Origin of the sequence: Pseudomonas sp. P7779 (genome assembly GCF_013386315.1) — a bacterium.
Lineage (GTDB): Bacteria > Pseudomonadota > Gammaproteobacteria > Pseudomonadales > Pseudomonadaceae > Aquipseudomonas.
This window is the reverse complement of record NZ_JACARZ010000057.1, coordinates 1-23,048: the sequence shown is the minus strand read 5'-3', so window position 1 is coordinate 23,048 and position 23,048 is coordinate 1. Positions and strand designations below refer to the sequence as shown.

At 61.3% G+C, this 23,048-nt stretch carries 17 protein-coding genes and 1 other RNA gene; 12 read left to right on the top strand and 6 right to left on the bottom strand.

The features are described 5' to 3' along the window. Positions 1 to 3: 3 nt before the first annotated feature. The 3 genes from xdhC to xdhA all read right to left on the bottom strand — a co-directional run bounded on the left by xdhC (position 4) and on the right by xdhA (position 4,809). A complete protein-coding gene (xdhC, locus tag HX869_RS17195) occupies positions 4 to 846 on the bottom strand; it encodes a xanthine dehydrogenase accessory protein XdhC (protein ID WP_102368368.1) in 843 nt (280 codons plus the stop codon). A gap of 122 nt (positions 847 to 968) precedes the next feature. Next, positions 969 to 3,368, bottom strand: coding sequence for a xanthine dehydrogenase molybdopterin binding subunit (gene xdhB / locus HX869_RS17190; RefSeq protein WP_003219089.1), 2,400 nt, complete (start codon positions 3,366 to 3,368; stop codon positions 969 to 971). After that, entirely contained in the window at positions 3,361 to 4,809 is a 1,449-nt protein-coding gene (gene xdhA, locus HX869_RS17185; protein WP_177067679.1) for a xanthine dehydrogenase small subunit, read from the bottom strand. Before xdhA ends, xdhB begins: the two co-directional genes overlap by 8 nt. Positions 4,810 to 5,089: 280 nt before the next feature. Here xdhA and HX869_RS17180 point away from each other — a divergent pair, with 280 nt between their 5' ends. The 8 genes from HX869_RS17180 to HX869_RS17145 all read left to right on the top strand — a co-directional run bounded on the left by HX869_RS17180 (position 5,090) and on the right by HX869_RS17145 (position 16,384). Then, positions 5,090 to 5,749 (top strand): GntR family transcriptional regulator, encoded by a 660-nt coding sequence (locus HX869_RS17180; protein WP_003219085.1) that lies wholly within the window; start codon positions 5,090 to 5,092, stop codon positions 5,747 to 5,749. Positions 5,750 to 5,751: 2 nt separating this feature from the next. Beyond that, positions 5,752 to 9,240 (top strand): chromosome segregation protein SMC, encoded by a 3,489-nt coding sequence (gene smc / locus HX869_RS17175; RefSeq protein ID WP_003219082.1) that lies wholly within the window; start codon positions 5,752 to 5,754, stop codon positions 9,238 to 9,240. A 259-nt stretch (positions 9,241 to 9,499) separates the two neighbouring features. Then, positions 9,500 to 10,351 (top strand): cell division protein ZipA, encoded by an 852-nt coding sequence (gene zipA, locus HX869_RS17170; RefSeq protein ID WP_003219080.1) that lies wholly within the window; start codon positions 9,500 to 9,502, stop codon positions 10,349 to 10,351. An 87-nt stretch (positions 10,352 to 10,438) separates the two neighbouring features. Next, positions 10,439 to 12,796, top strand: coding sequence for an NAD-dependent DNA ligase LigA (gene ligA, locus HX869_RS17165; RefSeq protein WP_008437559.1), 2,358 nt, complete (start codon positions 10,439 to 10,441; stop codon positions 12,794 to 12,796). 221 nt (positions 12,797 to 13,017) lie between these two features. Next, on the top strand, positions 13,018 to 14,181 hold the full coding sequence (locus HX869_RS17160) for a putative zinc-binding metallopeptidase (protein WP_003219075.1): 1,164 nt from the start codon (positions 13,018 to 13,020) through the stop codon (positions 14,179 to 14,181). A gap of 132 nt (positions 14,182 to 14,313) precedes the next feature. Continuing rightward, positions 14,314 to 14,410: signal recognition particle sRNA small type (ffs, locus tag HX869_RS17155), an RNA gene on the top strand. Positions 14,411 to 14,721: 311 nt separating this feature from the next. Beyond that, complete coding sequence (locus HX869_RS17150; protein ID WP_178903386.1) at positions 14,722 to 15,768, top strand: N-acetylmuramidase family protein; 1,047 nt, start codon at positions 14,722 to 14,724, stop codon at positions 15,766 to 15,768. 1 nt (position 15,769) lies between these two features. Beyond that, a complete protein-coding gene (locus HX869_RS17145) occupies positions 15,770 to 16,384 on the top strand; it encodes a hypothetical protein (RefSeq protein ID WP_003219069.1) in 615 nt (204 codons plus the stop codon). Positions 16,385 to 16,424: 40 nt separating this feature from the next. On the opposite strand, the gene HX869_RS17140 is transcribed toward HX869_RS17145, so the two are convergent. Then, positions 16,425 to 17,288, bottom strand: a complete 864-nt coding sequence (locus HX869_RS17140; protein WP_003219067.1) for a LysR family transcriptional regulator — start codon at positions 17,286 to 17,288, stop codon at positions 16,425 to 16,427. A 97-nt stretch (positions 17,289 to 17,385) separates the two neighbouring features. Between HX869_RS17140 and HX869_RS17135 the strand changes: the two genes are divergently transcribed. Beyond that, on the top strand, positions 17,386 to 18,354 hold the full coding sequence (locus HX869_RS17135; RefSeq protein WP_102368374.1) for a DMT family transporter: 969 nt from the start codon (positions 17,386 to 17,388) through the stop codon (positions 18,352 to 18,354). Here the strand turns inward: HX869_RS17135 and HX869_RS17130 are convergent. Both HX869_RS17130 and HX869_RS17125 read right to left on the bottom strand, forming a co-directional pair. Further along, entirely contained in the window at positions 18,268 to 18,639 is a 372-nt protein-coding gene (locus HX869_RS17130) for a VOC family protein (RefSeq protein ID WP_003219063.1), read from the bottom strand. The genes HX869_RS17135 and HX869_RS17130 overlap by 87 nt on opposite strands. 150 nt (positions 18,640 to 18,789) lie before the next feature. Next, a complete protein-coding gene (locus tag HX869_RS17125; protein WP_003219061.1) occupies positions 18,790 to 19,104 on the bottom strand; it encodes a helix-turn-helix domain-containing protein in 315 nt (104 codons plus the stop codon). A gap of 306 nt (positions 19,105 to 19,410) precedes the next feature. Here HX869_RS17125 and HX869_RS17120 point away from each other — a divergent pair, with 306 nt between their 5' ends. From HX869_RS17120 to HX869_RS17110, 3 genes are read left to right on the top strand one after another with little or no spacing between them, the layout of a single operon-like run. Further along, positions 19,411 to 19,563, top strand: a complete 153-nt coding sequence (locus tag HX869_RS17120; RefSeq protein WP_157222851.1) for a hypothetical protein — start codon at positions 19,411 to 19,413, stop codon at positions 19,561 to 19,563. Position 19,564: 1 nt separating this feature from the next. Beyond that, positions 19,565 to 21,130, top strand: coding sequence for a PAS domain-containing methyl-accepting chemotaxis protein (locus HX869_RS17115; RefSeq protein ID WP_178903385.1), 1,566 nt, complete (start codon positions 19,565 to 19,567; stop codon positions 21,128 to 21,130). 18 nt (positions 21,131 to 21,148) lie between these two features. After that, a complete protein-coding gene (locus HX869_RS17110) occupies positions 21,149 to 22,840 on the top strand; it encodes a bifunctional diguanylate cyclase/phosphodiesterase (protein WP_003219057.1) in 1,692 nt (563 codons plus the stop codon). Positions 22,841 to 23,048: the final 208 nt, after the last annotated feature.

The window sequence follows — 23,048 nt, the reverse complement described above, 5'->3', positions numbered from 1 at the left end:
GTCTCAGTTAGTCGCTTGGCTGCGGCGGGATACCGGCAGCAGTTTGGCAATGGGTTCGGCGCTCGCAGTGTGCTGGCCGAAGTTGGCGTTATAGGTGGCGATGATTTCGCCGGCGATGGAGATGGCGATTTCCACAGGCAGTTTGCCTTTGACCTCGGTCAGCCCCATCGGGCAATGCATGCGTTGCAGTTGCGCGGTGTCGAAACCGCGATCCCGCAGGCGGTGTTCAAACTTGACGCGTTTGGTCTTCGAGCCGATCAGGCCGAAGTAGGTGAAGTCATTGCGCTTGAGCAGGGCGGCGGTGAGTTCCAGGTCCAGCGCGTGGTTGTGGGTCATGACGATGCAATAACTGCCCACAGGCAAGTGGTCGATTTCATCCACCGGCTCTTCGCTGACGATTTTACGCACGCCTTGGGGGATGTGTTCCGGGAATTCCTGTTCCCGGGAATCGATCCAGCGCACCCGGCACGGCAGGCTGGCCAGCAACGGCACCAGCGCGCGGCCCACGTGGCCGGCGCCGAACACCGCGATCTGCGCCTGCACCTGGCCCATGGGTTCGAACAACAGCACCGTCACGCCGCCGCAGCACTGGCCCAGGCTGGCGCCGAGGCTGAAGCGCTCCAGGTGGGTGTTTTGCTGGCCGCGCACAAGCATGTCCCGGGCGATCTGCATCGCCTTGTATTCCAGGTGCCCGCCACCGATGGTGTCGAAGGTGTGGGCGGCGCTGATCACCATCTTCGAACCGGCGTTGCGCGGCGTGGAGCCGAGCTCTTCGATGATGGTCACCAGCACGCAGGGCTCGCCCTGGTTCTGCAGGTCGGCGAGGGCGCTGATCCAGTTGTTCATGTTTACCTCAACATCTCTGTTGTCAGTTCGACCGCCTTCGCGAGCAAGCCCGCTCCCACATTTGAATGTGTTCACAAATCAAAATGTGGGAGCGGGCTTGCTCGCGAAGGCAGCGCCTCGGTCTAGAGCGAAGCCAGCTCGGTTTCCGTTTCCACAGCTTTTGCAGCGGTCAGTTGGCGCATCTGCTCACAGCCCCACAACACCCGCTCCGGCGTCGCCGGTGCATCGATCTTCGGCTGATGGCGATAGTCACCCAGGCTCGCCACGGCGTCCTTGATCGCACACCACGAGGCAATACCAAGCATGAACGGCGGCTCACCCACGGCCTTGGAATGGAACACCGTGTCTTCCGGGTTCTTGCGGTTTTCCACCAGCTTCACCCGCAGGTCCAGCGGCATGTCGGCCACCGCCGGGATCTTGTAGCTGGCCGGACCGTTGGTCATCAGCTTGCCCTTGTTATTCCACACCAGCTCTTCCATGGTCAGCCAACCCATGCCCTGGATGAAGCCGCCTTCGACCTGGCCGATGTCGATGGCCGGGTTCAGCGAGGCGCCCACGTCATGCAGGATGTCGGTGCGCAGCATCTTGTACTCGCCGGTCAGCGTGTCGACGATCACCTCGCAACAGGCCGCGCCGAACGCGAAGTAGTAGAACGGCCGCCCACGTGCCTGGCTGCGGTCGTAGAAGATTTTCGGGGTCTTGTAGAAGCCCGTGCTGGAGAGCGACACCTGGGCGAAATACGCCTGCTGGATCAGCGCTTCAAAGGTCAGGATGTGATCGCGGACCCGCACATGCCCGTTGTGGAATTCAACGTCGGCCTCGCTGACTTCATATTTGCGCGCGGCAAACTCCACCAGGCGCTGCTTGATGGTTTCGGCAGCATTCTGTGCGGCCTTGCCGTTCAGGTCGGCGCCGCTGGAAGCCGCCGTCGGCGAGGTGTTGGGCACCTTGTCGGTGTTGGTGGCGGTGATCTGCACGCGGTCGATTTCCACCTGGAAAATCTCGGCCACCACCTGCGCGACCTTGATGTTCAACCCCTGGCCCATCTCGGTGCCGCCGTGGTTCAGGTGGATGCTGCCGTCGGTGTAGATGTGGATCAGCGCACCGGCCTGGTTGAGGAAACTGGCGGTGAAGGAAATGCCGAATTTTACCGGCGTCAGGGCCAGGCCTTTTTTCAGGATCGGGCTGTTGGCGTTGTAGCGACGGATCGCTTCGCGGCGCTCGAAATACTGGCTGCTTTGTTCGAGTTCGGCGGTCATCTCTTCGAGCATGTTGTGCTCGACGGTCTGGTAGTAGTGGGTGACGTTGCGCTCGGTCTTGCCGTAGTAGTTGGCCTTGCGCACGGCCAGCGGGTCGAGGGCCAGGTGTCGGGCAATCGCGTCCATCACTTCTTCGATGGCGACCATGCCTTGGGGGCCGCCGAAGCCACGGTAAGCGGTGTTGGAGGCGGTGTTGGTCTTGCAGCGGTGGCCGTTGACGGTGGCGTCGCCCAGGTAATACGAGTTGTCGGAGTGGAACATTGCGCGGTCGACAATCGAGTTCGACAGGTCCGGTGAGCAACCGCAGTTGCCCGCCAGGTCCAGGTTGATGCCGTGCAGCCGGCCACTGTCGTCGAAGCCTACGTCGTACTCGATATAGAACGGGTGGCGCTTGCCGGTCATCAGCATGTCTTCGACACGCGGCAGGCGCATTTTGGTCGGCTGGCCGGTGAGGCGTGCGACCACCGCACACAGGCATGCCGGGCTGGCGGCCTGGGTTTCCTTGCCGCCAAAACCACCGCCCATGCGGCGCATGTCGACCACGATTTTGTTCATCGATACGTCGAGTACTTCGGCCACCAGCTTCTGTACTTCGGTGGGGTTTTGCGTGGAGCAGTAGACGATCATGCCGCCGTCTTCGGTGGGCATCACCGAGGAGATCTGGGTTTCCAGGTAGAAGTGTTCCTGGCCGCCGATGTGCAGGGTGCCCTGGATACGGTTCTTCGCGGTCGCCAGTGCGCCCGCCGAATCACCGCGCTGGTGGGTGTGGCTGTCGAGCACGAAATGTTTTTTGCGAAACGCCTCGACCACGTCCAGCACCGGCTCCAGGTCTTCGTATTCGATCACAGCGGCCATCGCCGCCTTGCGTGCGGTTTCCAGGTCGCGGGCGGCGACGGCCAGCACCACCTGGCCGACGAACTGCACGGTGTCGATGGCCAGCAACGGGTCGCCGGGCATCAACGGGCCGATGTCTTTCAGACCCGGCACGTCTTCGTGGGTGATGACGATACGCACGCCTTCAAAGGCGTAGCAGGGCGCGGTGTCGATGCTGAGGATCTTCGCGTGGGCGCGGTCCGACATGCGTGCGTACAGGTGCAATTGGTTGGGGAATTCCAGGCGGTCATCAATGTACTGCGCTTCGCCCGAGACGTGCTTGGCGGCGCTGTCGTGCTTGACGCTGCGACCGACGCCGCTGGTCAGGTCCTTGGCAAACAGTTCGGCGAGTTCGGCCTGGGATTTTTCCACGGCGTGATGGTTAGACATAAGCGGTCACCCGAGTCTCGATGTGCGGCGTTTGCAGTTCGATGAAGTATTTGCGCAGCAGGTTCTGTGCGCTGAGCAGGCGGTATTCCTTGCTGGCGCGGAAGTCCGACAGCGGGGTGAAATCCTCGGCCAGGGCCGCGCAGGCTTTTTCCACGGTGGCGGAATTCCAGGTGGCGCCGTTCAGTACGGCTTCGCAGTTCTTCGCGCGTTTCGGGGTGGCGGCCATGCCGCCGAACGCCACGCGGGCATCGTCGATCACACCGTTAGTGATCCTCAGGTTGAAGGCCGCGCAGACGGCAGAGATGTCATCGTCCAGGCGCTTGGAAACCTTGTAGGCACGGAACAGCGGCACGCCTTTGGGCACGATGATTTTCTCGATGAATTCGCTGTCCTGGCGGGCGGTGACGCGGTAGTCGATGAAATAGTCTTCCAGCGCCAGGGTACGGCGGGTGTTGCCCTTGCACAGCACGATCTGCGCGCCGAGGGCGATCAGCAGTGGCGGCGAGTCACCGATGGGCGAGGCATTGCCGATATTGCCGCCCAGGGTGCCCTGGTTGCGGATCTGCAAGGAGGCGAAACGGTGGAGCAATTCGCCGAAATCCGGGTATTCGTGGTTGAGCGCGCTGTAGCAATCGGACAGGGGAGTGGCGGCGCCGATTTCCAGGCGGTCGTCGAAGCTTTCGATGCGCTTCATCTCTTCGATATTGCCGACGTAGATCATCACCGGTAGCGTGCGGTGGAACTGGGTGACTTCCAGCGCCAGGTCGGTGCCGCCGGCCAGCAGCCGGGCTTGTGGGTAAGCGTCGTAAAGGTCCGCCAGGTCGGCGACGGTCAGCGGCACCAGGCAGCGTTTGTCGCCGCTGTTCAATTCACCGGTTTGCGTCGGCGCGATGGCTTTCAGGCGGGCGATGGTGTCGGCCTGGCGACTGTCGAACTGGTCCTGGGGCTTATTGCAGCAGGCCTGTTCGGCGGCGGCGAGAATCGGGCGATAGCCGGTGCAGCGGCAGAGGTTGCCAGCCAGGGCTTCGTGGGCCTTTTGGCTGTCGGGTGCATCACTGTTCTTTTGCAGGGCGAACAGCGACATCACAAAGCCCGGGGTGCAGAAGCCGCATTGCGAACCGTGGCACTCCACCATGGCCTGTTGCACGCTGTGGAGTTGGCCCTGGTGCTTGAGGTCTTCGACGCTGATCAGTTGTTTACCGTGCAGGGACGAGACAAACGTCAGGCACGAATTGAGGCTGCGATAGCGAATCTGCTCGGCGCCCTGATCGTCGGTGTGCAACTCGCCGACTACCACGGTGCAGGCGCCACAGTCGCCGCTGGCGCAGCCTTCCTTGGTGCCGGATTTGCCCAGGTGCTCACGCAAATAGTTGAGCACAGTCAGGTTCGGGTCCAGGGCGTGCTCGCTACGGAGCTCCTGGTTTAGTAAAAACTGGATCACGGAAGGCCTCGCAGACTCATTATTGTTGTTAACCGCTTTGCGCCGAATCTAGTCATGTCTGACTTTTCGGTCAACGATTTTCTGACCTAAAGGTCAAGAAAATGCGATATCAACATCCTTAATTATGGTCCAGTTCTCTGGAACCGCCGTTTTTGGGGGCTTCTGGACTTTAATGGCTGCTTATTTCATGCCAAATTCCGCTCTGTGGGCCGTACGCCATCAACCGGCAAGTGCGCTACACTGCCGCGCTTGTACCGATAGAAGATTTTGAAGGGAAAACATGACGTTCAAGGCGCCGGATAGTCTTGCCGAGCAAATCGCTCACCACCTCGCCGAACGTATCATTCGCGGCGATCTCAAGCCTGGGGAGCGGATCCAGGAGCAGAAGGTCACACTGGCGCTGAATGTCAGTCGTGGTTCCGTGCGCGAAGCCTTGCTGATCCTCGAGCGCCGGCACCTGATTGCGATCCTGCCGCGCCGTGGCGCCCACGTCACCGAGCTGACGGCCCACAAGGTGCAAAGCCTGTGCACGCTGATGGGCGAGCTGTACATCCTGCTGGGCAATGCGGTCGCCGCCGGCTGGCAGACCCAGGCCGACATGGCGCCGTTCGTGCAAATCCAGCAGCGCCTGATCGCCAGCTTCGAACGCCAGGACATCCGCGCCTTCGTCGAAGAGAGCTTCAACGTGATGCGTGCCGCCTATCCATTCGCCAACAACCCGTACCTGCAGGAAACCGTCGAGAACCTGCAGCCGGCGATGAACCGCGCCTATTACCTGGCGCTGGATCAGCGCAAGGCGTCCATGAGCGAGTACCTGGTGCTGTTCGAGCAATTGCTCGCCGCCGTGCTGGCCCGTGACCTGCCGCAGATTCGCCTGGTGCTCTCGGCCTACGGCGAGCGCAGTTGCTCGCTGGTCATTGCTGCGTTGGCGGAAGCCTAAGCGTGCGGCTCAAGTGCATCAAACTGGCGGGGTTCAAATCCTTCGTCGACCCGACCACGGTGAACTTCCCCAGTAACATGGCGGCAGTGGTCGGGCCCAATGGCTGCGGCAAGTCGAACATCATCGACGCCGTACGCTGGGTGATGGGCGAGAGCTCCGCAAAAAACCTGCGTGGCGAGTCGATGACCGACGTCATCTTCAACGGCTCCACCAGCCGCAAGCCGGTGAGCCAGGCCAGCATCGAACTGGTGTTCGACAATTCCGACGGCACCCTGGTGGGCGAGTACGCGGCCTATGCGGAAATCTCCATTCGCCGCAAAGTGACCCGCGACAGCCAGAACAGCTACTTCCTCAACGGCACCAAGTGTCGCCGCCGGGACATCACCGACATCTTCCTCGGTACCGGCCTGGGCCCGCGCAGCTATTCGATCATCGAACAGGGGATGATCTCCAAGCTGATCGAAGCCAAGCCCGAAGACCTGCGTAACTTTATCGAGGAAGCGGCCGGCATCTCCAAGTACAAGGAGCGCCGCCGCGAGACCGAAAACCGTATCCGCCGTACCCATGAAAACCTTGCCCGCCTGACTGACCTGCGTGAAGAGCTGGAGCGCCAGCTGGAGCGCCTGCACCGCCAGGCCCAGGCCGCCGAGAAGTATCAGGAATACAAGGGCGAGGAGCGTCAGCTCAAGGCGCAACTGTCGGCCCTGCGCTGGCAGGCGTTGAATGACCAGGTGGGCCAGCGCGAAGCAATCATCGGCACCCAGGAAATCAGCTTCGAAGCCCTGGTGGCCGAGCAGCGCAATGCCGACGCCAGCATCGAACGCCTGCGGGACGGTCACCATGACCTGTCCGAGCGCTTCAATCTGGTGCAGGGGCGCTTCTATTCGGTGGGCGGCGATATCGCCCGGGTCGAGCAGAGCATCCAGCACGGCCAGCAGCGTTTGCGCCAGTTGCAGGACGACTTGAAAGAAGCCGAGCGTGCGCGCCTGGAAACCGAATCGCACCTGGGCCACGACCGCACCTTGCTGCTGACCCTTGGGGAGGAGCTGGACATGCTCACTCCCGAGCAGGAAGTCACCAGCGCCGCTGCCGAGGAAGCCGCTGCGGCCCTGGAAGAATCCGAAACCACCATGCACGCCTGGCAGGAGCAGTGGGACACGTTCAACCTGCAATCTGCCGAGCCGCGCCGCCAGGCTGAGGTGCAGCAGTCACGCATCCAGCAACTGGAAACCAGCATGGAGCGCCTGGCCGAGCGTCAGCGGCGCCTGGTGGAAGAGCGCGTGCTGCTCGCTGCCGACCCGGAAGATGCAGCGATCCTCGAACTGAGCGAGAAACTCGCCGAAAGCGAAATGACGCTGGAAGAGCTGGAAGCCAGCGAAGAACAACAAGTGGAGCGCCTCGAGCAATTGCGTCAGCAACTGCAGCAGGCGACCCAGGCACAGCAGCAGGCCCAGGGCGATTTGCAGCGGCTCAACGGCCGGTTGGCTTCCCTGGAAGCCTTGCAGCAAGCGGCGCTCGACCCGGGCACCGGCACGGCTGAATGGCTGCGTGACCAACACCTGGCCGAGCGTCCGCGCCTGGCCGAAGGCCTGAAGGTTGAAGCCGGTTGGGAGCTGGCGGTGGAAACCGTGCTCGGCGCCGACCTGCAAGCGGTGCTGGTGGATGATTTTGGCGGGTTTGACCTGGCGGGTTTTGCCCAGGGCGATCTGCGTTTGCTCAGCCCGGCGGCGGACGGCACTCGCGTGCCGGGCAGCCTGCTGGATAAAGTGGAGGCGGCGATTGACCTGTCGCCCTGGCTCGGCCAGGTCAAGCCGGTCGACAGCCTTGAGCAGGCCCTGGCCCAGCGCGGGCAGTTGGCCGCCGGGCAAAGCCTGATCAGCCGTGATGGCTTTTGGGTCGGCCGGCACTTTTTGCGGGTACGGCGTGCCAGCGAAGCGGAAAGCGGCGTATTGGCCCGTGGCCAGGAAATCGTCAACCTGACCGCCGAGCGCGAAGAGCGCGAAGCCACACTCGAGTCCCTGGAAAACCAGCTGCAAACCCTGCGCGCCACCCAGCGCCAGCAAGAGACCGGCCGCGAACACCTGCGCCGGCTGTTGCAGGACGAAGCGCGCCAGCAGGGCGAATTGAAAGCCCAGCTCTCGGCGAGCAAGGCCAAGGTCGAGCAACTGACCCTGCGCCGCACCCGGCTCGACGAAGAAGTGGCCGAGATGGGCGAGCAACGCGCCCTCGAACACGAACAAGTCGGCGAAGCACGCCTGCAATTGCAGGAAGCCCTCGACAGCATGGCCCTGGACACCGAGCAGCGCGAGTTGCTGCTGGCCCAGCGCGACAGCTTGCGCGAGCGCCTCGATCGGGTGCGCCAGGAAGCTCGCCAGCACAAGGATCACGCCCATCAATTGGCCGTGCGCCTCGGCTCCCTGCGGGCGCAGCACGACTCCACGCGCCAGGCCCTTGAGCGCCTGGAAATGCAGTCCGAACGCCTGACCGAAAAACGCGAGCAACTGAGCCTCAACCTGGAGGAGGGCGAGGCCCCGCTGGAAGAGCTGCGCCTGAAGCTTGAAGAGTTGCTCGACAAGCGCATGACCGTCGACGAAGAGCTCAAGACCGCCCAAATCGCCCTGGAAGACGCCGACCGCGAACTGCGCGACGCAGAAAAACGCCGGACCCAGGCCGAGCAACAGTCGCAACTGATCCGGGGCCAGCTCGAACAGCAGCGCATGGAATGGCAGGCCCTGACGGTGCGCCGCAAAACCCTGCAAGACCAGTTGCTGGAAGACGGCTACGACCTGCACGGCGTGCTCAATACCCTGACCGCCGAGGCCAACGAGAAAGAAGCCGAAGAAGAACTTGAACGGATTGCTGCGCGCATTCAACGACTCGGCGCGATCAACCTCGCGGCCATCGACGAGTACCAGCAGCAGTCCGAGCGCAAGCGTTATCTGGACGCGCAGAACGCCGATCTTGTCGAAGCGCTGGACACCCTGGAAAACGTGATCCGCAAGATCGACAAGGAAACCCGTAATCGCTTCAAAGATACCTTTGATCAGATTAATGGCGGTTTACAGGCGTTATTCCCGAAAGTTTTCGGTGGTGGCAGCGCTTACTTGGAACTGACGGGCGAAGATCTACTCGATACAGGGGTAACGATCATGGCGCGGCCTCCGGGCAAGAAGAACAGCACCATCCATTTGTTGTCTGGTGGCGAGAAGGCACTGACCGCATTGGCCCTGGTATTTGCGATCTTCAAGTTGAACCCGGCGCCGTTTTGCATGCTCGACGAAGTTGACGCCCCGCTGGATGACGCTAACGTTGGACGGTACGCCCGACTGGTTAAAGAGATGTCCCAGACGGTGCAGTTCATCTATATCACCCACAACAAGATCGCCATGGAAATGGCCGATCAATTGATGGGCGTGACGATGCACGAGCCGGGCTGTTCGCGATTGGTGGCGGTGGATGTCGAAGAGGCGATGGCGCTGGTGGAATCCTGAGCCGCAGGTCGAAGGAGGATTTTCAGCAGGACGTAAGGTGATTTACCGGTCTGGGAAAAGTGGCAAATGGACATATTTGTTCAAGGCATTTTGACAGACGGTGTAAAGTTATCTTTGGTCGTGCTAGTTTAATGTCAAATTTTCGTATGCGTGGGCAAAACGTCATTCAGAACATAGAGTTGGCGCCACGTTTTAAAGCGGTTTGCACGGTGCTAAACCCCTTATTTTTCAGCATTTTTTATTAGAGGCACGGGATTACATGGAAATCGGTCTGCGCGAGTGGCTGATCGTCATCGGCATTATTGTCATTGCCGGTATTCTTTTTGATGGCTGGCGCCGGATGCGTGGCGGCAAGGGCAAGTTGAAATTTCGCCTGGACCGCAACCTGTCCAATTTGCCGGACGACGACGGCAGCGCCGAGCTGCTGGGGCCACCGCGTGTCCTGGACAACCATAAAGAACCGCACCTGGACGAGCACGACCTGCCGTCGATGAGCGCACCGGTGCGTGAAGCCCGTGAACCCAAGCGCGGCAAGCGCAGCGCGGCCAGCGAGCCATCCCAGGGCGACCTGAACCTGGACCTGGAAGAAGGCCCGAGCTTCAGCAGCCGTGATGACGACTTCCCGGATGAGTCCCCGGCCAAGAGCGCCCATAAAGAATCCGTCAAGGACCAGCCGGCTGCCGAAGAGGTGCTGGTGATCAGCGTGATCTGCCGTGACGCCGCCGGCTTCAAGGGCCCGGCCCTGCTGCAGAATATTCTGGAAAGCGGTCTGCGCTTTGGCGAGATGGATATTTTCCATCGCCACGAAAGCATGGCCGGCAACGGCGAAGTCCTGTTCTCCATGGCCAATGCGGTCAAGCCGGGCATCTTCGATCTGGACGACATCGACCATTTCAGCACTCCGGCGGTGAGCTTCTTCCTCGGCTTGCCGGGCCCGCGTCACCCGAAACAAGCGTTCGACGTGATGGTGGCGGCAGCTCGCAAGCTGTCCCAGGAACTCAACGGCGAACTCAAGGACGATCAACGCAGCGTCCTGACCGCCCAGACCATCGAGCATTACCGTCAGCGCATCGTCGAGTTCGAGCGTCGTGCCCTGACACAGAAGCGCTAAGGTCCAAGCTTAAGCGTTGCCTGTAGAATCCATGCACTAACATATTGAGCAGCTTCGGCTGCTCTTTTGCTTTATGAGAGAACACCCATGACCGCCGCCCACACCCGCATCCTCGAACTGCGCGCTGAACTGGATCAGCACAACTACCGTTACCACGTCCTCGACGAGCCGAGCATTCCGGACGCCGAGTACGACCGTTTGTTCCACGAGCTCAAGGCGCTTGAAGCCGAGCACCCGGAGCTGGTAACCCGTGATTCACCGACGCAGCGGGTCGGCAGTGCGGCATTGTCTGCGTTCACTCAGGTACGCCACGAAATCCCGATGCTCAGCCTCGGCAACGCCTTTGATGAAAGTACCATGCTGGAATTCGATCGCCGGGTCACTGAAGGCCTGGACCTGCCCGTGGGCGACCTGTTTGGCGGTGGCGCAGCGGTGGAGTACAGCTGTGAGCCGAAGCTCGATGGCCTGGCGGTCAGCCTGCTGTATCAGGACGGTGAGCTGGTGCGTGGCGCCACCCGCGGCGATGGCACCACTGGCGAAGACATCAGCGTCAACGTGCGTACCGTACGCAACATTCCTTTGAAACTGCACGGCACCGGCTGGCCGGCGACCCTCGAAGTGCGCGGCGAAGTATTCATGTCCAAGGCCGGTTTCGAGCGGCTGAACGCCACCCAGCTGGAAGTTGGCGGCAAGACCTTCGCCAACCCGCGCAACGCGGCGGCGGGTAGCCTGCGTCAGCTGGACTCGAAGATCACCGCCAGCCGTCCGCTGGAATTCTGCTGCTATGGCGTGACCACGGATATCAGCGACACCCACATCGGCAACCTGCAACAGCTGAAGAAGTGGGGCATGCCCATCAGCCATGAGCTGAAGCTGGCCAAGGGGATTCAGGATTGCCTCGACTACTACCGCGATATCGGTGAGCGCCGCAACGCCTTGCCCTATGAAATCGACGGCGTGGTGTTCAAGGTCAACAGCATTGCCTACCAGCGGGAGCTGGGCTTTCGTGCCCGCGAGCCGCGCTGGGCAATTGCCCATAAATTCCCGGCCATGGAAGAGCTGACCGAGCTGCTTGACGTTGAATTCCAGGTCGGCCGCACCGGCGCTGTGACACCCGTGGCACGCTTGAAACCGGTCAAGGTCGCGGGTGTGACCGTGTCCAACGCCACACTGCACAACATGGACGAGGTGGCACGCCTGGGCCTGATGATCGGCGACACGGTGATCATCCGCCGTGCCGGTGATGTGATTCCGCAGGTGGTGTCGGTGGTGACCGAGCGTCGCCCGGAAAACGCCCGTGCGGTGCAGATCCCCGAGAGTTGCCCGGTGTGCGGTTCCCACGTTGAGCGTACGCAACTGGTCAAGCGCAGCAAGGGCAAGGAAACCGTCAGTGAAGGCGCGGTGTACCGCTGCGTCGGGCGCCTGGCCTGTGGTGCGCAGCTCAAGCAGGCGATCATCCATTTCGTTTCGCGCCGGGCCATGGACATCGATGGCCTGGGCGACAAGACCATCGAGCAACTGGTGGACGAAAAACTCATCGGCTCGCCGGCGGATCTCTACAAGCTCAAGTACGAACAGATCATCGACCTGGAAGGTTTTGCCGACGTTTCCAGCAAGAAGCTGATTGCCTCTATTGAAAACAGCAAGACGCCAACCCTCGCACGGTTTATCTACGCTCTGGGCATTCCCGATGTGGGCGAGGAGACGGCCAAGGTGCTGGCGCGCTCGCTGGCATCCCTGGAGCGCGTGCAGCAGGCCTTGCCGGAAGTGCTGACGTACTTGCCGGACGTTGGCCTGGAAGTGGCCCACGAGATTCACAGCTTCTTTGAAGACAGCCATAACCAGGATGTGATTGGCGCCCTGATCTCGAAGGACGAGTGCGGTCTGGAGTTGCAGGAGCAGGGCGACCTGAGCGCCGAGTTTGCGGCCAGCACCACGTTGGGCGGCTTGCTCGACAAGCTGCACGTACCGTCCGTAGGGCCGGGCGCCGCGCAGAAGCTGGCGGACAAGTTTGGCTCCCTCGAAGGCGTGATCAAGGCCGACTGGCTCGACATGCGCCAGGCGTTGCCGGAGAAGCAGGCCAAGGCCGTCCGGGACTTTTTTGATATTGAAGAAAACGCCCGGCGTGCGCTGGCCATCGAGCAACAGCTCAAGGACTTCGGCATGCACTGGCAGAGTGAGAAGAAAGTCGTCGAAGGCTTGCCCGAGGCCGGTCACACATGGGTGCTCACCGGCTCCCTGGAACTGATGAGCCGCGATGTTGCCAAGGAAAAACTCGAAAGCCTGGGCGCCAAGGTGGCGGGCTCGGTGTCGGCGAAAACCCATTGCGTGGTCGCCGGGCCGGGCGCGGGTTCGAAGCTCGCCAAGGCCACTGAGCTGGGCTTGAAAGTGCTGGATGAAGAGGCGTTCGTGGCATTTTTGGCCAAGCACAACATCACGGTCTGATGCTTTTGTGGTGAGGGGGCTTGTCCCCCGTTGGGCTGCGCAGCGGCCCCAGAACCCGCTATCGAGTTCTAGCTGAAAGAACCGGTTGACCTTACTGGGGCTGCTTTGCAGCCCAACGGGGGACAAGCCCCCTCGCCACAAGTAATAAGCCGCCAATAAAAAACTGGAACGATCAGCTCGTAACCATGATCTAGTCTTGGGCAGCCCTGGGAGAGATCGCCATGTACCGCTTCTTCGAACAACTCAGTTCGCGCATCGCCGCACCGTTCATGGCCGAGACCTCGCGCAACAGCAAGGTCTGGCAGTGCCGCTGTGGGCAATCGCTGTTCTTTCGCAACAGCCAGTGCCTGGCCTGCTCGGCGCTGCTGGGCTATCAGCCGGAGCAGAGTCGCCTGTCCTCCCTGCAGCCCGGCCCGTACGCCGATACCTGGCTGCTGGACGCCGACCCTGAAGCCGGTGCCTTTCGCCGCTGCGCCAACCTTGACACGCCCGCCGCGTGCAATTGGCTGCTGCCCGCCGACAACGGCCAGGTCTTGTGCGTGGCCTGCAGCCTGAACCGCACCATCCCCGACCTGTCGATCCCCGAAAACCCCGAACGCTGGCGCAAGGTCGAAACCGCCAAGCGTCGTCTGGTGGCCCAACTCATCAGCCTGGGCTTGCAGGTGATTCCGAAGACGGTCGATGAAGACACCGGCCTGGCCTTCGATTTTGTCGGCATCGACCTGGAAGGCAACGCGCCCACCACCGGCCACGCCAATGGCCTGATCACCCTCGACATCAAGGAAGCCGACGACGCCCACCGTGAGAAAATTCGCGTACAGATGCGCGAGCCTTACCGCACCTTGCTCGGTCACTTCCGTCACGAGGTCGGCCATTACTACTGGGACCGCCTGATCGCCAACAGCCATTGGCTGGAGCCGTTCCGAACGCTGTTCGGTGACGAGCGCGCCAGCTACGCCGACGCCCTGGAGCAGCACTACCAGAACGGCCCGCGCCCGGACTGGCAGCAAACCTGCGTCAGCGCCTACGCCACCATGCACCCGTGGGAAGACTGGGCGGAAACCTGGGCGCATTACCTGCACATGATGGACGCCGTCGACACCGCGCTGGGCTTCGGCATGAGCGCCCGGGAGATGGACCTGGATTACCAGCCGTTCCCCCTCAGCACCCTCTACGACCCCGGGCATCCCGGCGGCACGGCGTTCCTGTCATTCGTCAATGCGTGGATCGAACTGGCCGGTATGCTCAACGAACTGTCCCGCAGCATGGGCCAGCCGGATTTCTATCCGTTCGTCCTGCCGCCGGCGGTGATTGCCAAGCTGCACTTCATTCACCTGGTGATCCAGCAAGAGGGCGGTCGGGCGGACGAGGTCGTGCTTTTGTAGGAGCAAGCTTGCTCCTACGGCCAAGTACTTGAACCATCAGATATTTTTAATCCCGCGCCAACGGTTGTAACTTCCGATGAGATCGGTACAATGGCGCGGCTTGCCGAGAGGCGAGCGTCGTTATGGTGACCCCATCGGTCCCCCCGCAACGATTACCCGTGAACCTGGTCAGAGCCGGAAGGCAGCAGCCACAGCGGGAACATTGTGTGCCGGGGTGTGGCTGGTGGGGTTGCCTCCATAACGCCACCCCTCCTTGATTCAAAAAAATACGCGTATGAAACCCTTCGCTGACAATCGTCAACTGCGAAGCGATTTCTGCTGTTCGTCTTTCGGAAAATCCTTCGCACGCCCGACAGCAATCGCGCTGCCAAACGACCGTGAGGACTCTTTCACAACTTCAAGCATCCCTTCTGGACAGCGTCTACAAGCCTTGCTAGTTTGCGCCAGTCACATATTTCAAGATATGTCGTCAATGCATGGATGATATTAAAGTGATGGCGCTTTATTGCTCATTCACCCCAACTAACAAGGATGTCGGTAATGAAAAGCCTGCAAGGGTTGCCCACTCTCATCAGCGCTTCCGTCGGTGCGCCGGGCAAAGCCCGCAACTTGCCCGCCGATGTTCAATGCATCCAGTATTTATTCAACTTGATCATTCCCAAGTTGGGTTTCCCCCTGGCGGAAAATGGCAAATGCGACGGCCAGTTGGTGCAGTGCATCAGCCAGTATCAGTTCCGCCACCTCAAATACGCGCATCCCGACGGTGTCATCGACCCTACCGGGCGCACCTTCAATAGCCTGATCGAAGAAGCGGTGAAGGTGCCGGTCAAGCCGAACCCGACCCTGCGTATTCCGACGTTCCTCAATGTGTTCGGCAACACCGGCGCGGACATGGTCCAGGCCACTGTCGACCACTATCTGGACCGCATGCGGGCAATGATCGAGGCCGAGCGGCGCAACCGGCAGATGATGCTCCAGGCCACGTGCGACGGCGGTACGACGCTGACGGATACGGACTTCCAGAACGCTGCCGCGCAGTTGGGTAACGGGATTTCGGTCAATATTATCAAGGCCTTCGCCACGGTGGAGTCGGGCGGGCGCTCCGGGTTCGGCCCGGCCAAGTTGCCGGTGATCGCCTTTGAAGGGCACCATTTTCGCAAGTACACCAAGAGTAAATACGACCAGACCCACCCGCTGTTGTCGTACCCCTACGTGAAGAAGGCCGGGCCCCAGTGGAAGGCCAATAACAAGGACCAGACCAAGGCCTGGGAAACCATGGCCACCGCCTTTGCGCTGGATCAGGAAGCGGCCTTGAAGTCGGCCTCCTGGGGCATGTTTCAGATTATGGGCTCCAACTTCACGGCATGCGGTTATAAAACGGTTTTTGAATTTGCGGTGGCCATGAAAATTAATGCCGGGCATCAACTAAAGGCCTTCCTCGGTTTTTGCAGCCAGAGCCCGGCCCTGGTCAAGGCCATGAAGAACAAGGATTACGCCGCCATGGCGCTGAACTATAACGGCAAGGATTATGGCGACTATGACCAACGCATCAAAAAAGCCTACGAAGCACTTGAAGGGAAAAAATAGAATGCCGTTCAAACGTTGCGTGTCCCGATTGCTGGTTGCCTCTTTCGTGTGTGTTGCTGCAGGTGCGCCGGCGTTTGCCGCCACGCTGCACTCGGGCAAGTACGAAGGGCTGATGCTGGCCGTGACGCCCGAGCATCAGGTGGAGGGGTTTTATGCCGAGGAAATGGGCGAGGGCGTGACCCGCTCGTGCACGTTCTTCCTGCAGGGCAAGGTCGACGGTGCGAAGGCATCGGTGTCGACATGGCTGGATGAGGCCTATCCGGGTACCGTCGCGGCTTCCTCGGACGGTGTGATGCTGACCGTGGAGAAGGGCCGCGAACATCCCGGCTGCATCAACGTGTTGATGCCGGAAATTGCCACCGGCCTGGACCTGACCCAAACCGCTGCCAAGAAATGGATTGGCTTGGTGACCGTTTCGTCCGACAAGGCCTTCCTGCAGAAGACGCCGGACGCCAAGGCCAGCCATCGTGCCTACGTGGTCAAGGACGATGTGGTCGCGGTACTGGCGTTTAAGGATGGCTGGGCCCAGGTCGAGTTCATCAATGGCGAAGGCCGCTCTTCCAAGGGCTGGATCAGCCAGGACCAGTACGCCAGGCTGGTCCCCGCAAAAGGCTGAAGATGCTCCCTGCGCCCGCGCACAGCGGGGCGAAAACCGGTTAGCCGAAAGTCTCCCGCAACAGCCCCGCAAAGGCATCCCGCGCCAGATGGCGTTGGGTATCTTTGTGCCAGAACAGCAGGTTATCCACCGCCGCCAATTCGTCGAAGCGGTAGGACGTCAATTGATTGGCCTGCTCGTAGCGCGCCAGGATGCCTTCCGGCGCCAGTGCCACGCCAATCCCCGCGCTGACGCAGCCAATGATCGTGCCCCAACTGGCATAACTTGCGATGGCAGGCTTGATGTCGTGGGGCTTGAGCCAGTTCTCCAGGGCGGCGCGATACGGGCAGCCGGGCGGCCACACCAGCAGCGTGCGGCCGGCCAGGTCCCGGGCGTCCTCGATGGGTGCGCTGGAGGCGCTGGTAATCAGCACCAGGCGCTCGCTGTAGACCACGCTTTGTTCGAGCTTCGGGCGTTTGCCGCCGGCGGCCACCAGCGCGGCGTCGATGCGGTGATGTTGCAGGTCATCGAGTAACTGCGCCCAGGCACCGGTCACCAGTTCCAGCTCCACTTGTGGATAACGTCGATGGTATTCGGCCAGCAGCGGCGGCAGGCGGCCACTGGCGCTGGATTCCACTGCGCCGATGCGCAGCTTGCCGCGGGGAATCGCGTTGCTGTCGACGGCACGCTTGGACTCTTCCACCAGCGCGAGGATGCGCTCGCAGTAGTCGAGAAACACTTCCCCTGCGGCACTGATCGCCAACCCGCGCCCGGCGCGAATGAACAGCGGGGTACCCAACTCGCTTTCCAGTTGCTTGATGCGTGTGGTGATGTTGGACGGCACGCAGTGCAGTTGCAGGGCGGCCTGGGCCACGCTGCCGGTTTGTGCCACGGCTTTCACCATTTTCAGTTGGGCCAGTTCCATCGCTCAGTTCCAGTGATTACAGAAGTCAGAAACGGTTAATTGTCCTGCGCCTTGCCGAGGCCAAGACTGACGGCATTCCCACTGCTGGACGCCGTTCATGAAAGCCCCATCACCTGTAAAGCTTACGCTAGTCACTGCCAGCGTCATCCTCTGTTGGGCGTATTCGCCGATTGGCGTGCATCTGGCCTTGCACAGCTACAGCCCTGGCCAGTTGGCCTTGGGGCGGTTCCTGATTGCTTCGGTATTGATGGCCGGCGTCGCGTTGGTCATGAGGATCGAGCGGCCACGTCTGCGGGACCTGCCGTGGTTGCTGGTGCTGGGCTTCTTCGGGATTTTCCTGCATCACCTGACGATCAATTTCGGCCAGCAATTTGTCACGGCCGCTGCCTCCAGTGTGCTGGCGCAGTCGGTTCCGCTATTTACGGTGCTGGTGGCGTTTTTCGGCTTGAAGGAGCGAGTTACCGGCTGGCGCTGGGGTTGCGTGCTGCTGGGCTTGAGCGGGGTGCTGGTGGTGATCTGGGGCGAGCATGGCCTGGGGCAGATTGATCCCCGTGGACTGATGATCCTGCTGGCGGCGTTGTCGTGGAGCCTTTATTTCACCATCCAGAAACACTATTCCCGGCGCTACAGCCCGCTGACCACGGTGTGCTACACCGTGTGGTCGGGCACCTTGCTGTTGTGTGTGTATTTGCCGGGTTTGCCGGCGGTGGTGTCGCAATCATCAACCCAAGCCAACTGGGCGGTGTTGTTGCTCGGCGCCTTTCCCAGCGCCCTGGCGTACCTGGCCTGGGCCTATGTGTTGCGGCATGTCGAGGTCAGCCGCGCGTCAGTGGCGTTGTACCTGGTGCCGCCGGTGGCGATGGTGATGGCCGCCACGCTGCTGGGCGAGCAGGTTTCGCTGCGCGTGGTGCTGGGTGGCCTGATCGTGCTGGCCAGTGTCGGCGCCATCAGCCTCGAAGGGCGCTGGCGCCGCAAGCCGTTACGGGTTCACGGTGAACACCCGCAGGCGGTGACCGTCGGGGTCCTGGGCGACAAAGGTGTAGCCGAAGTCCGCCTCGACCGGTGACTGGATGATGCTCATCCCGAGTTGCACCCAGCGTGTGTGCAAATCGTCGACCGTTGCGATATCAGCGACGCAGAAACCCGCCTCGCTACCACCAACCGAGGCTTGGGCCGCAGGCTCCACGGTATGGCGCGACCACAGGCCGAGTTTCACCCCGTTGTCGAGGATGAACAGCGCGAAGGTCGGCCCCAGCTCCACCGGCGGCTTGTCCAGCAGCCGGCTGTAGAGGTTGGCGCTGGTGGCCGGGCTGTCGACGTACAACAAAAAGTAATGGGCAATGCTATTCATGATGACTCCGTGGAATGCGCAGCAATGGCGCGGCTCAGTCCCTAGTCTAAGGGGCTGTCCTGTCAGTTCATGTCAGGAGTCATCAAGCAAAGAGCAGACAGTCAATCTGGCTGTCTGCTCTTTTTATTGCGTGCACGTGTGTTGCGAGCTCTAAGGCTTGGACAAGGCCTGGTCTACCGCTGCGATCAGCTTTCCCAGATCCTTCGGGGTGGCTTTGTGAATGACACCGAACAGATAAGCGCGCTGTTCCTCCTCGTCGACCAGGTCTGCGAAAAAGACTTTCAGCTTCACTCCCAGCGCCTCTGCGAACAAGAACAGTGCCTCGACGCTGGGTGTATAGGTGCCGGTTTCGAAGCGGCTGATGGTTTTAGGGTCAAAACCGGTTTTTTCACCTAGTTCAGCCTGAGTAAGCCCTGCGACCTTGCGGTAACGTCTGATGGCTGGACCCAAACTTGAAATGTGCATCGCTCAATTCCCATTTAGAATCAAGAACTTAACGATAAATCTTAAAATTAGACAACCGCATGTACCATCACCTTTTCTTGCAAAATGTGATGTAATTCGTAGAATCGGCATCTAGGACAAGTATTTGGTGGTCTCGTTTCAGAAGGCAGGTTTATGAAACAGGAAATCATTGCTCTCTCCTTACTCTCATAAATGTGCCCATAAAACGGACGCCTGGCAGGGACTGAAATGTCGCTCGTCAGTGCCACGCTTCATTGCGCCTCACGTGCCGGATACCCGAATTCAAGCCTAGTTGATCATCACTGAATGGATGATGAATTGCTGTGCAAAATCGTGGGTTTGCGTACCTTTGCGGCCAACCAGCCGATCGACGGCGCAGCCCGACTGGAAATACGAATCCGCCTGTCCTGCCTACCCGGTGGTCGAGAGGGCGATCGAATGCTGTCCATGGAGCTTTAACGTGCGTCTCAATTTGCCGGTCACTGCTGTTGAACAGACTTTTGGGGAGCAGCAACGGCTAATTTCCGCAACTGACGTCAACAGCCATATTACCTACTGCAACGCCGAGTTTGCCGCCATGAGCGGCTTTACCCAGGCCGAGCTGATCGGCAGCACCCACAACCTGGTGCGCCACCCGGACATGCCGCCCGCCGTGTTCCAGCTGATGTGGAGCTACCTCAAGGCCGGGCAGAGCTGGATGGGCGTGGTGAAGAACCGCTGCAAGAACGGCAACTATTATTGGGTCAGCGCCTATGTGACGCCGATTCTCGAAGACGGGCGGCTGACGGGCTATGAGTCGGTGCGGGTCAAGCCCACCCGCGAACAGGTGCGCCGCGCAGAGGCGCTGTACGCGCGGTTGCAGGCAGGTGGTGCGGCGGTCTCGCCGGTGCGGCGTGTGGCGTCTGTGTCCCGGGCCATGGCGTTGCCACTGGCGGCTGCCGTTGCCAGTGTCGCCGCCTTCCAATGGGTTCCGGGTGTATGGGCCCAGGCGTTGACTGTCGGCTTGTTTCTCGGCCTGGGCGTCTGGGGGCATCAACGCTTGGGGCTGCAGCTCAAGCAGATTGTGCAGAACACGCCCAATACCTTTTCCGACCCCATCAGCGCCATGACCTACAGCGACGCGCTGGGGCCGAGCGCGCAGCTCGAAATGATCCTGATCAGCGAAGAAGCGCGACTTAAAACCGCCCTGACGCGCCTCAGCGACCTGGCCAACCAGATGGCCGAAGCAGCCGCCCATTCCAGCGTGTTGTCGAGCACCACCGAATCGGCGTTGCTGGAACAGCGCGCCGAGACCGACATGACCGCCGCCGCCATGACCGAGATGGCTGCGTCCATCGCCGAAGTGGCGGTGCACGTGCAGCAAACCGCCAGCGAAGCTCACACCGCCAACACCCTCGCCGAGCAGGGCAGCCAGGTGGCCGGCACGTCCCGCGAGGCGATCCAGCTGCTGGCCGGCACCGTCACCCAGATCAACCAGGCGGTGGGCAACCTGGCCGGGCAGACCCAGCAAATCCAGGTGGCCGCGAGCATGATCCAGGCAATCGCCGACCAGACCAACCTGCTGGCCCTCAACGCGGCCATTGAAGCGGCCCGCGCCGGCGAGCAGGGCCGTGGCTTTGCCGTGGTGGCCGACGAGGTGCGCGCCCTGGCGGGCAAGACGCGGGAGTCGACCCAGCAGATCCAGGGCATCATCCAGAACCTGCGGGCCGGCGCCGATGAGGCGGTCGAGATCGCGAGCCTGGGCATTCACGAGGCCGAGCAGGGCGTGCAGCAAGTACTTGAGGCGCAGCAGGCGCTGCAAGGTATTCGCCACGCGGTGGAGCGTATTACCGGTATGAGTCAGCAAATGGCTGCTGCCTCACAGGAACAATCCCACGTCGCCGAGGAAGTTTCACAGCAGATCAATAACGTTGCCGCCACGGTGCAAAAGACAGCGGGCAATGCCAACGCTGCAGTCACCCGTGGCCGGGAACTCGAAAGCATCTCTTCCGGGTTGCGCGCCCTGGTCGAGCGGTTCAACCGCTAGCCACAGTGAGCCTGACTCATGGACGAGAAATACCGCAGGGCCGTGGATGCAGCCGCCATTTTCTCCGAGACTGACTTGGCGGGCTGCATCACTTACGTCAATGACCAGTTCTGCGGCATGTCCGGCTACGGGCGTGACGAGTTGCTGGGGCAAAATCACCGCATTCTGAGCTCGGGACTGCACCCTGCGGGGTTCTTCCAGGGCATGTGGCAAGCCATCAGCGAAGGCCGGGTGTGGCGTGGGGAAATCTGCAACCGGGCCAAGGATGGGACGTTGTATTGGGTGGACAGCACCATGGTGCCGCTGCTCGATGAGAAGACCGGGCGCGTGCAGAAGTACGTGTCGATCCGCTTTGATGTCAGCGAAAAGCGCCAGCTGTTGCACACCCTGCAATGGCGGGTCGGCCACGATGTGCTGACCGGCTTGCCGAACCGCGCCTATCTGTCGGAGTTGCTTAACCAGTCCCTGGAGTTCTCCCGCAGCGAAGACATACCGTTGGCGTTGTGCATGCTCGACCTGGACGGCTTCAAGGCGGTCAACGACGGGTATGGGCATGCCTGTGGGGATCTGTTGTTGGTGGAAGTGGCCACTCGGTTGCGGGAGATCATCCGCGGCGAGGACGTGGTCGCCCGGCTCGCCGGTGACGAATTTGTGCTGATCCTGCGTTATGTGCGCGATATCGACGAGCTGAACGGCGCCTTGCTGCGCATCCTCAAGGCGATTTCCGAGCCGTACTCGATCCAGGGGGCGGAGCTGAATGTGTTCGCCAGCATCGGCGTCACGCTGTTCCCCCTGGACGACGAGGACGCCGACACCTTGCTGCGCCATGCCGACCAGGCGATGTATGTGGCCAAGCAGAGCGGGCGCAACCGCTACCAGTTGTTTGATGTATCCCTGGAACAGGAGGTCAAGGCCAGCCACCAGACCGTGGAGCAGATCCGCCAGGCCCTGGCGGCGGGCCAGTTGTGCCTGCATTACCAGCCCAAGGTCAACTTGCGCTGCGGCACGGTGGTGGGGTTCGAAGCGTTGTTACGCTGGCAGCACCCCGAGCGTGGCCTGGTGAAGCCGGGGGATTTCCTGCCACTGATCGAGCAGACCGACCTGATTGTCGATATCGGCGAATGGGTGATCGCCCAGGTGTTGGGCCAGATGCATCGCTGGCAGGTGCATGGGCATTGGTGGTCGGTGAGCGTGAACATCGCGGCGCGGCACTTCCAGCGCGAGGATTTTGTCGAGCGCCTGCAAGACTTGCTGGCGCAATACCCGCAGGTGGAGCCGCACCGGCTGGACCTGGAGATCGCCGAGTCGGTGGCCATCGACAATATCCAGCGTGTCACCCAGCACCTGGAGGCCTGCCAGGCCTTGGGCGTGCAGTTCTCCCTGGATGATTTTGGCACCGGCTATTCCTCCCTGAGCTACCTCAAGCGCCTGCCGACCCAGACCATCAAGATCGACAAGTCGTTCGTGCGCGACATCCTGCACGACAAGGACGACCTGGCGCTGACCAAGGCCGTGATAGGTCTGGCCCGTGCGTTTGGCCGCGAAGTGATTGCCGAAGGCCTGGAAACCCTGGAGCACGGCCAGCTGTTGATGCGCATGGGCTGCGAAGTGGCCCAAGGCTATTTCATCGCCCGGCCGATGCCTGCGGACGACGTGCCGGGTTGGGTCGAGGGATTTGCACCGCCGCCGCAGTGGCAAAAGCTTGAGTGATGTTTACTGTGGCGAGGGAGCTTGCTGTGGCGAGGGAGCTTGCTCCCGCTGGGCTGCGTAGCGGCCCCAAGATCTTTGGGAGCGCTGCGCACTCCAGCGGGAGCAAGCTCCCTCGCCACAGCAAGCTCCCTCGCCACAGCAAGCTCCCTCGCCACAGCAAGCTCCCTCGCCACATTCAGCGCAGTTATTTATTGCGGGTAATAAAGTC

Excerpts from the sequence above, each read along its gene's own strand:
- xdhC (WP_102368368.1), bottom strand. The coding sequence starts at position 846 with ATGAACAACTGGATCAGCGCCCTCGCCGACCTGCAGAACCAGGGCGAG.
- xdhB (WP_003219089.1), bottom strand. The coding sequence starts at position 3,368 with ATGTCTAACCATCACGCCGTGGAAAAATCCCAGGCCGAACTCGCCGAA.
- HX869_RS17180 (WP_003219085.1), top strand. The coding sequence starts at position 5,090 with ATGACGTTCAAGGCGCCGGATAGTCTTGCCGAGCAAATCGCTCACCAC.
- zipA (WP_003219080.1), top strand. The coding sequence starts at position 9,500 with ATGGAAATCGGTCTGCGCGAGTGGCTGATCGTCATCGGCATTATTGTC.
- ligA (WP_008437559.1), top strand. The coding sequence starts at position 10,439 with ATGACCGCCGCCCACACCCGCATCCTCGAACTGCGCGCTGAACTGGAT.
- HX869_RS17160 (WP_003219075.1), top strand. The coding sequence starts at position 13,018 with ATGTACCGCTTCTTCGAACAACTCAGTTCGCGCATCGCCGCACCGTTC.
- HX869_RS17150 (WP_178903386.1), top strand. The coding sequence starts at position 14,722 with ATGAAAAGCCTGCAAGGGTTGCCCACTCTCATCAGCGCTTCCGTCGGT.
- HX869_RS17145 (WP_003219069.1), top strand. The coding sequence starts at position 15,770 with ATGCCGTTCAAACGTTGCGTGTCCCGATTGCTGGTTGCCTCTTTCGTG.
- HX869_RS17140 (WP_003219067.1), bottom strand. The coding sequence starts at position 17,288 with ATGGAACTGGCCCAACTGAAAATGGTGAAAGCCGTGGCACAAACCGGC.
- HX869_RS17135 (WP_102368374.1), top strand. The coding sequence starts at position 17,386 with ATGAAAGCCCCATCACCTGTAAAGCTTACGCTAGTCACTGCCAGCGTC.
- HX869_RS17130 (WP_003219063.1), bottom strand. The coding sequence starts at position 18,639 with ATGAATAGCATTGCCCATTACTTTTTGTTGTACGTCGACAGCCCGGCC.
- HX869_RS17125 (WP_003219061.1), bottom strand. The coding sequence starts at position 19,104 with ATGCACATTTCAAGTTTGGGTCCAGCCATCAGACGTTACCGCAAGGTC.
- HX869_RS17120 (WP_157222851.1), top strand. The coding sequence starts at position 19,411 with ATGGATGATGAATTGCTGTGCAAAATCGTGGGTTTGCGTACCTTTGCG.
- HX869_RS17110 (WP_003219057.1), top strand. The coding sequence starts at position 21,149 with ATGGACGAGAAATACCGCAGGGCCGTGGATGCAGCCGCCATTTTCTCC.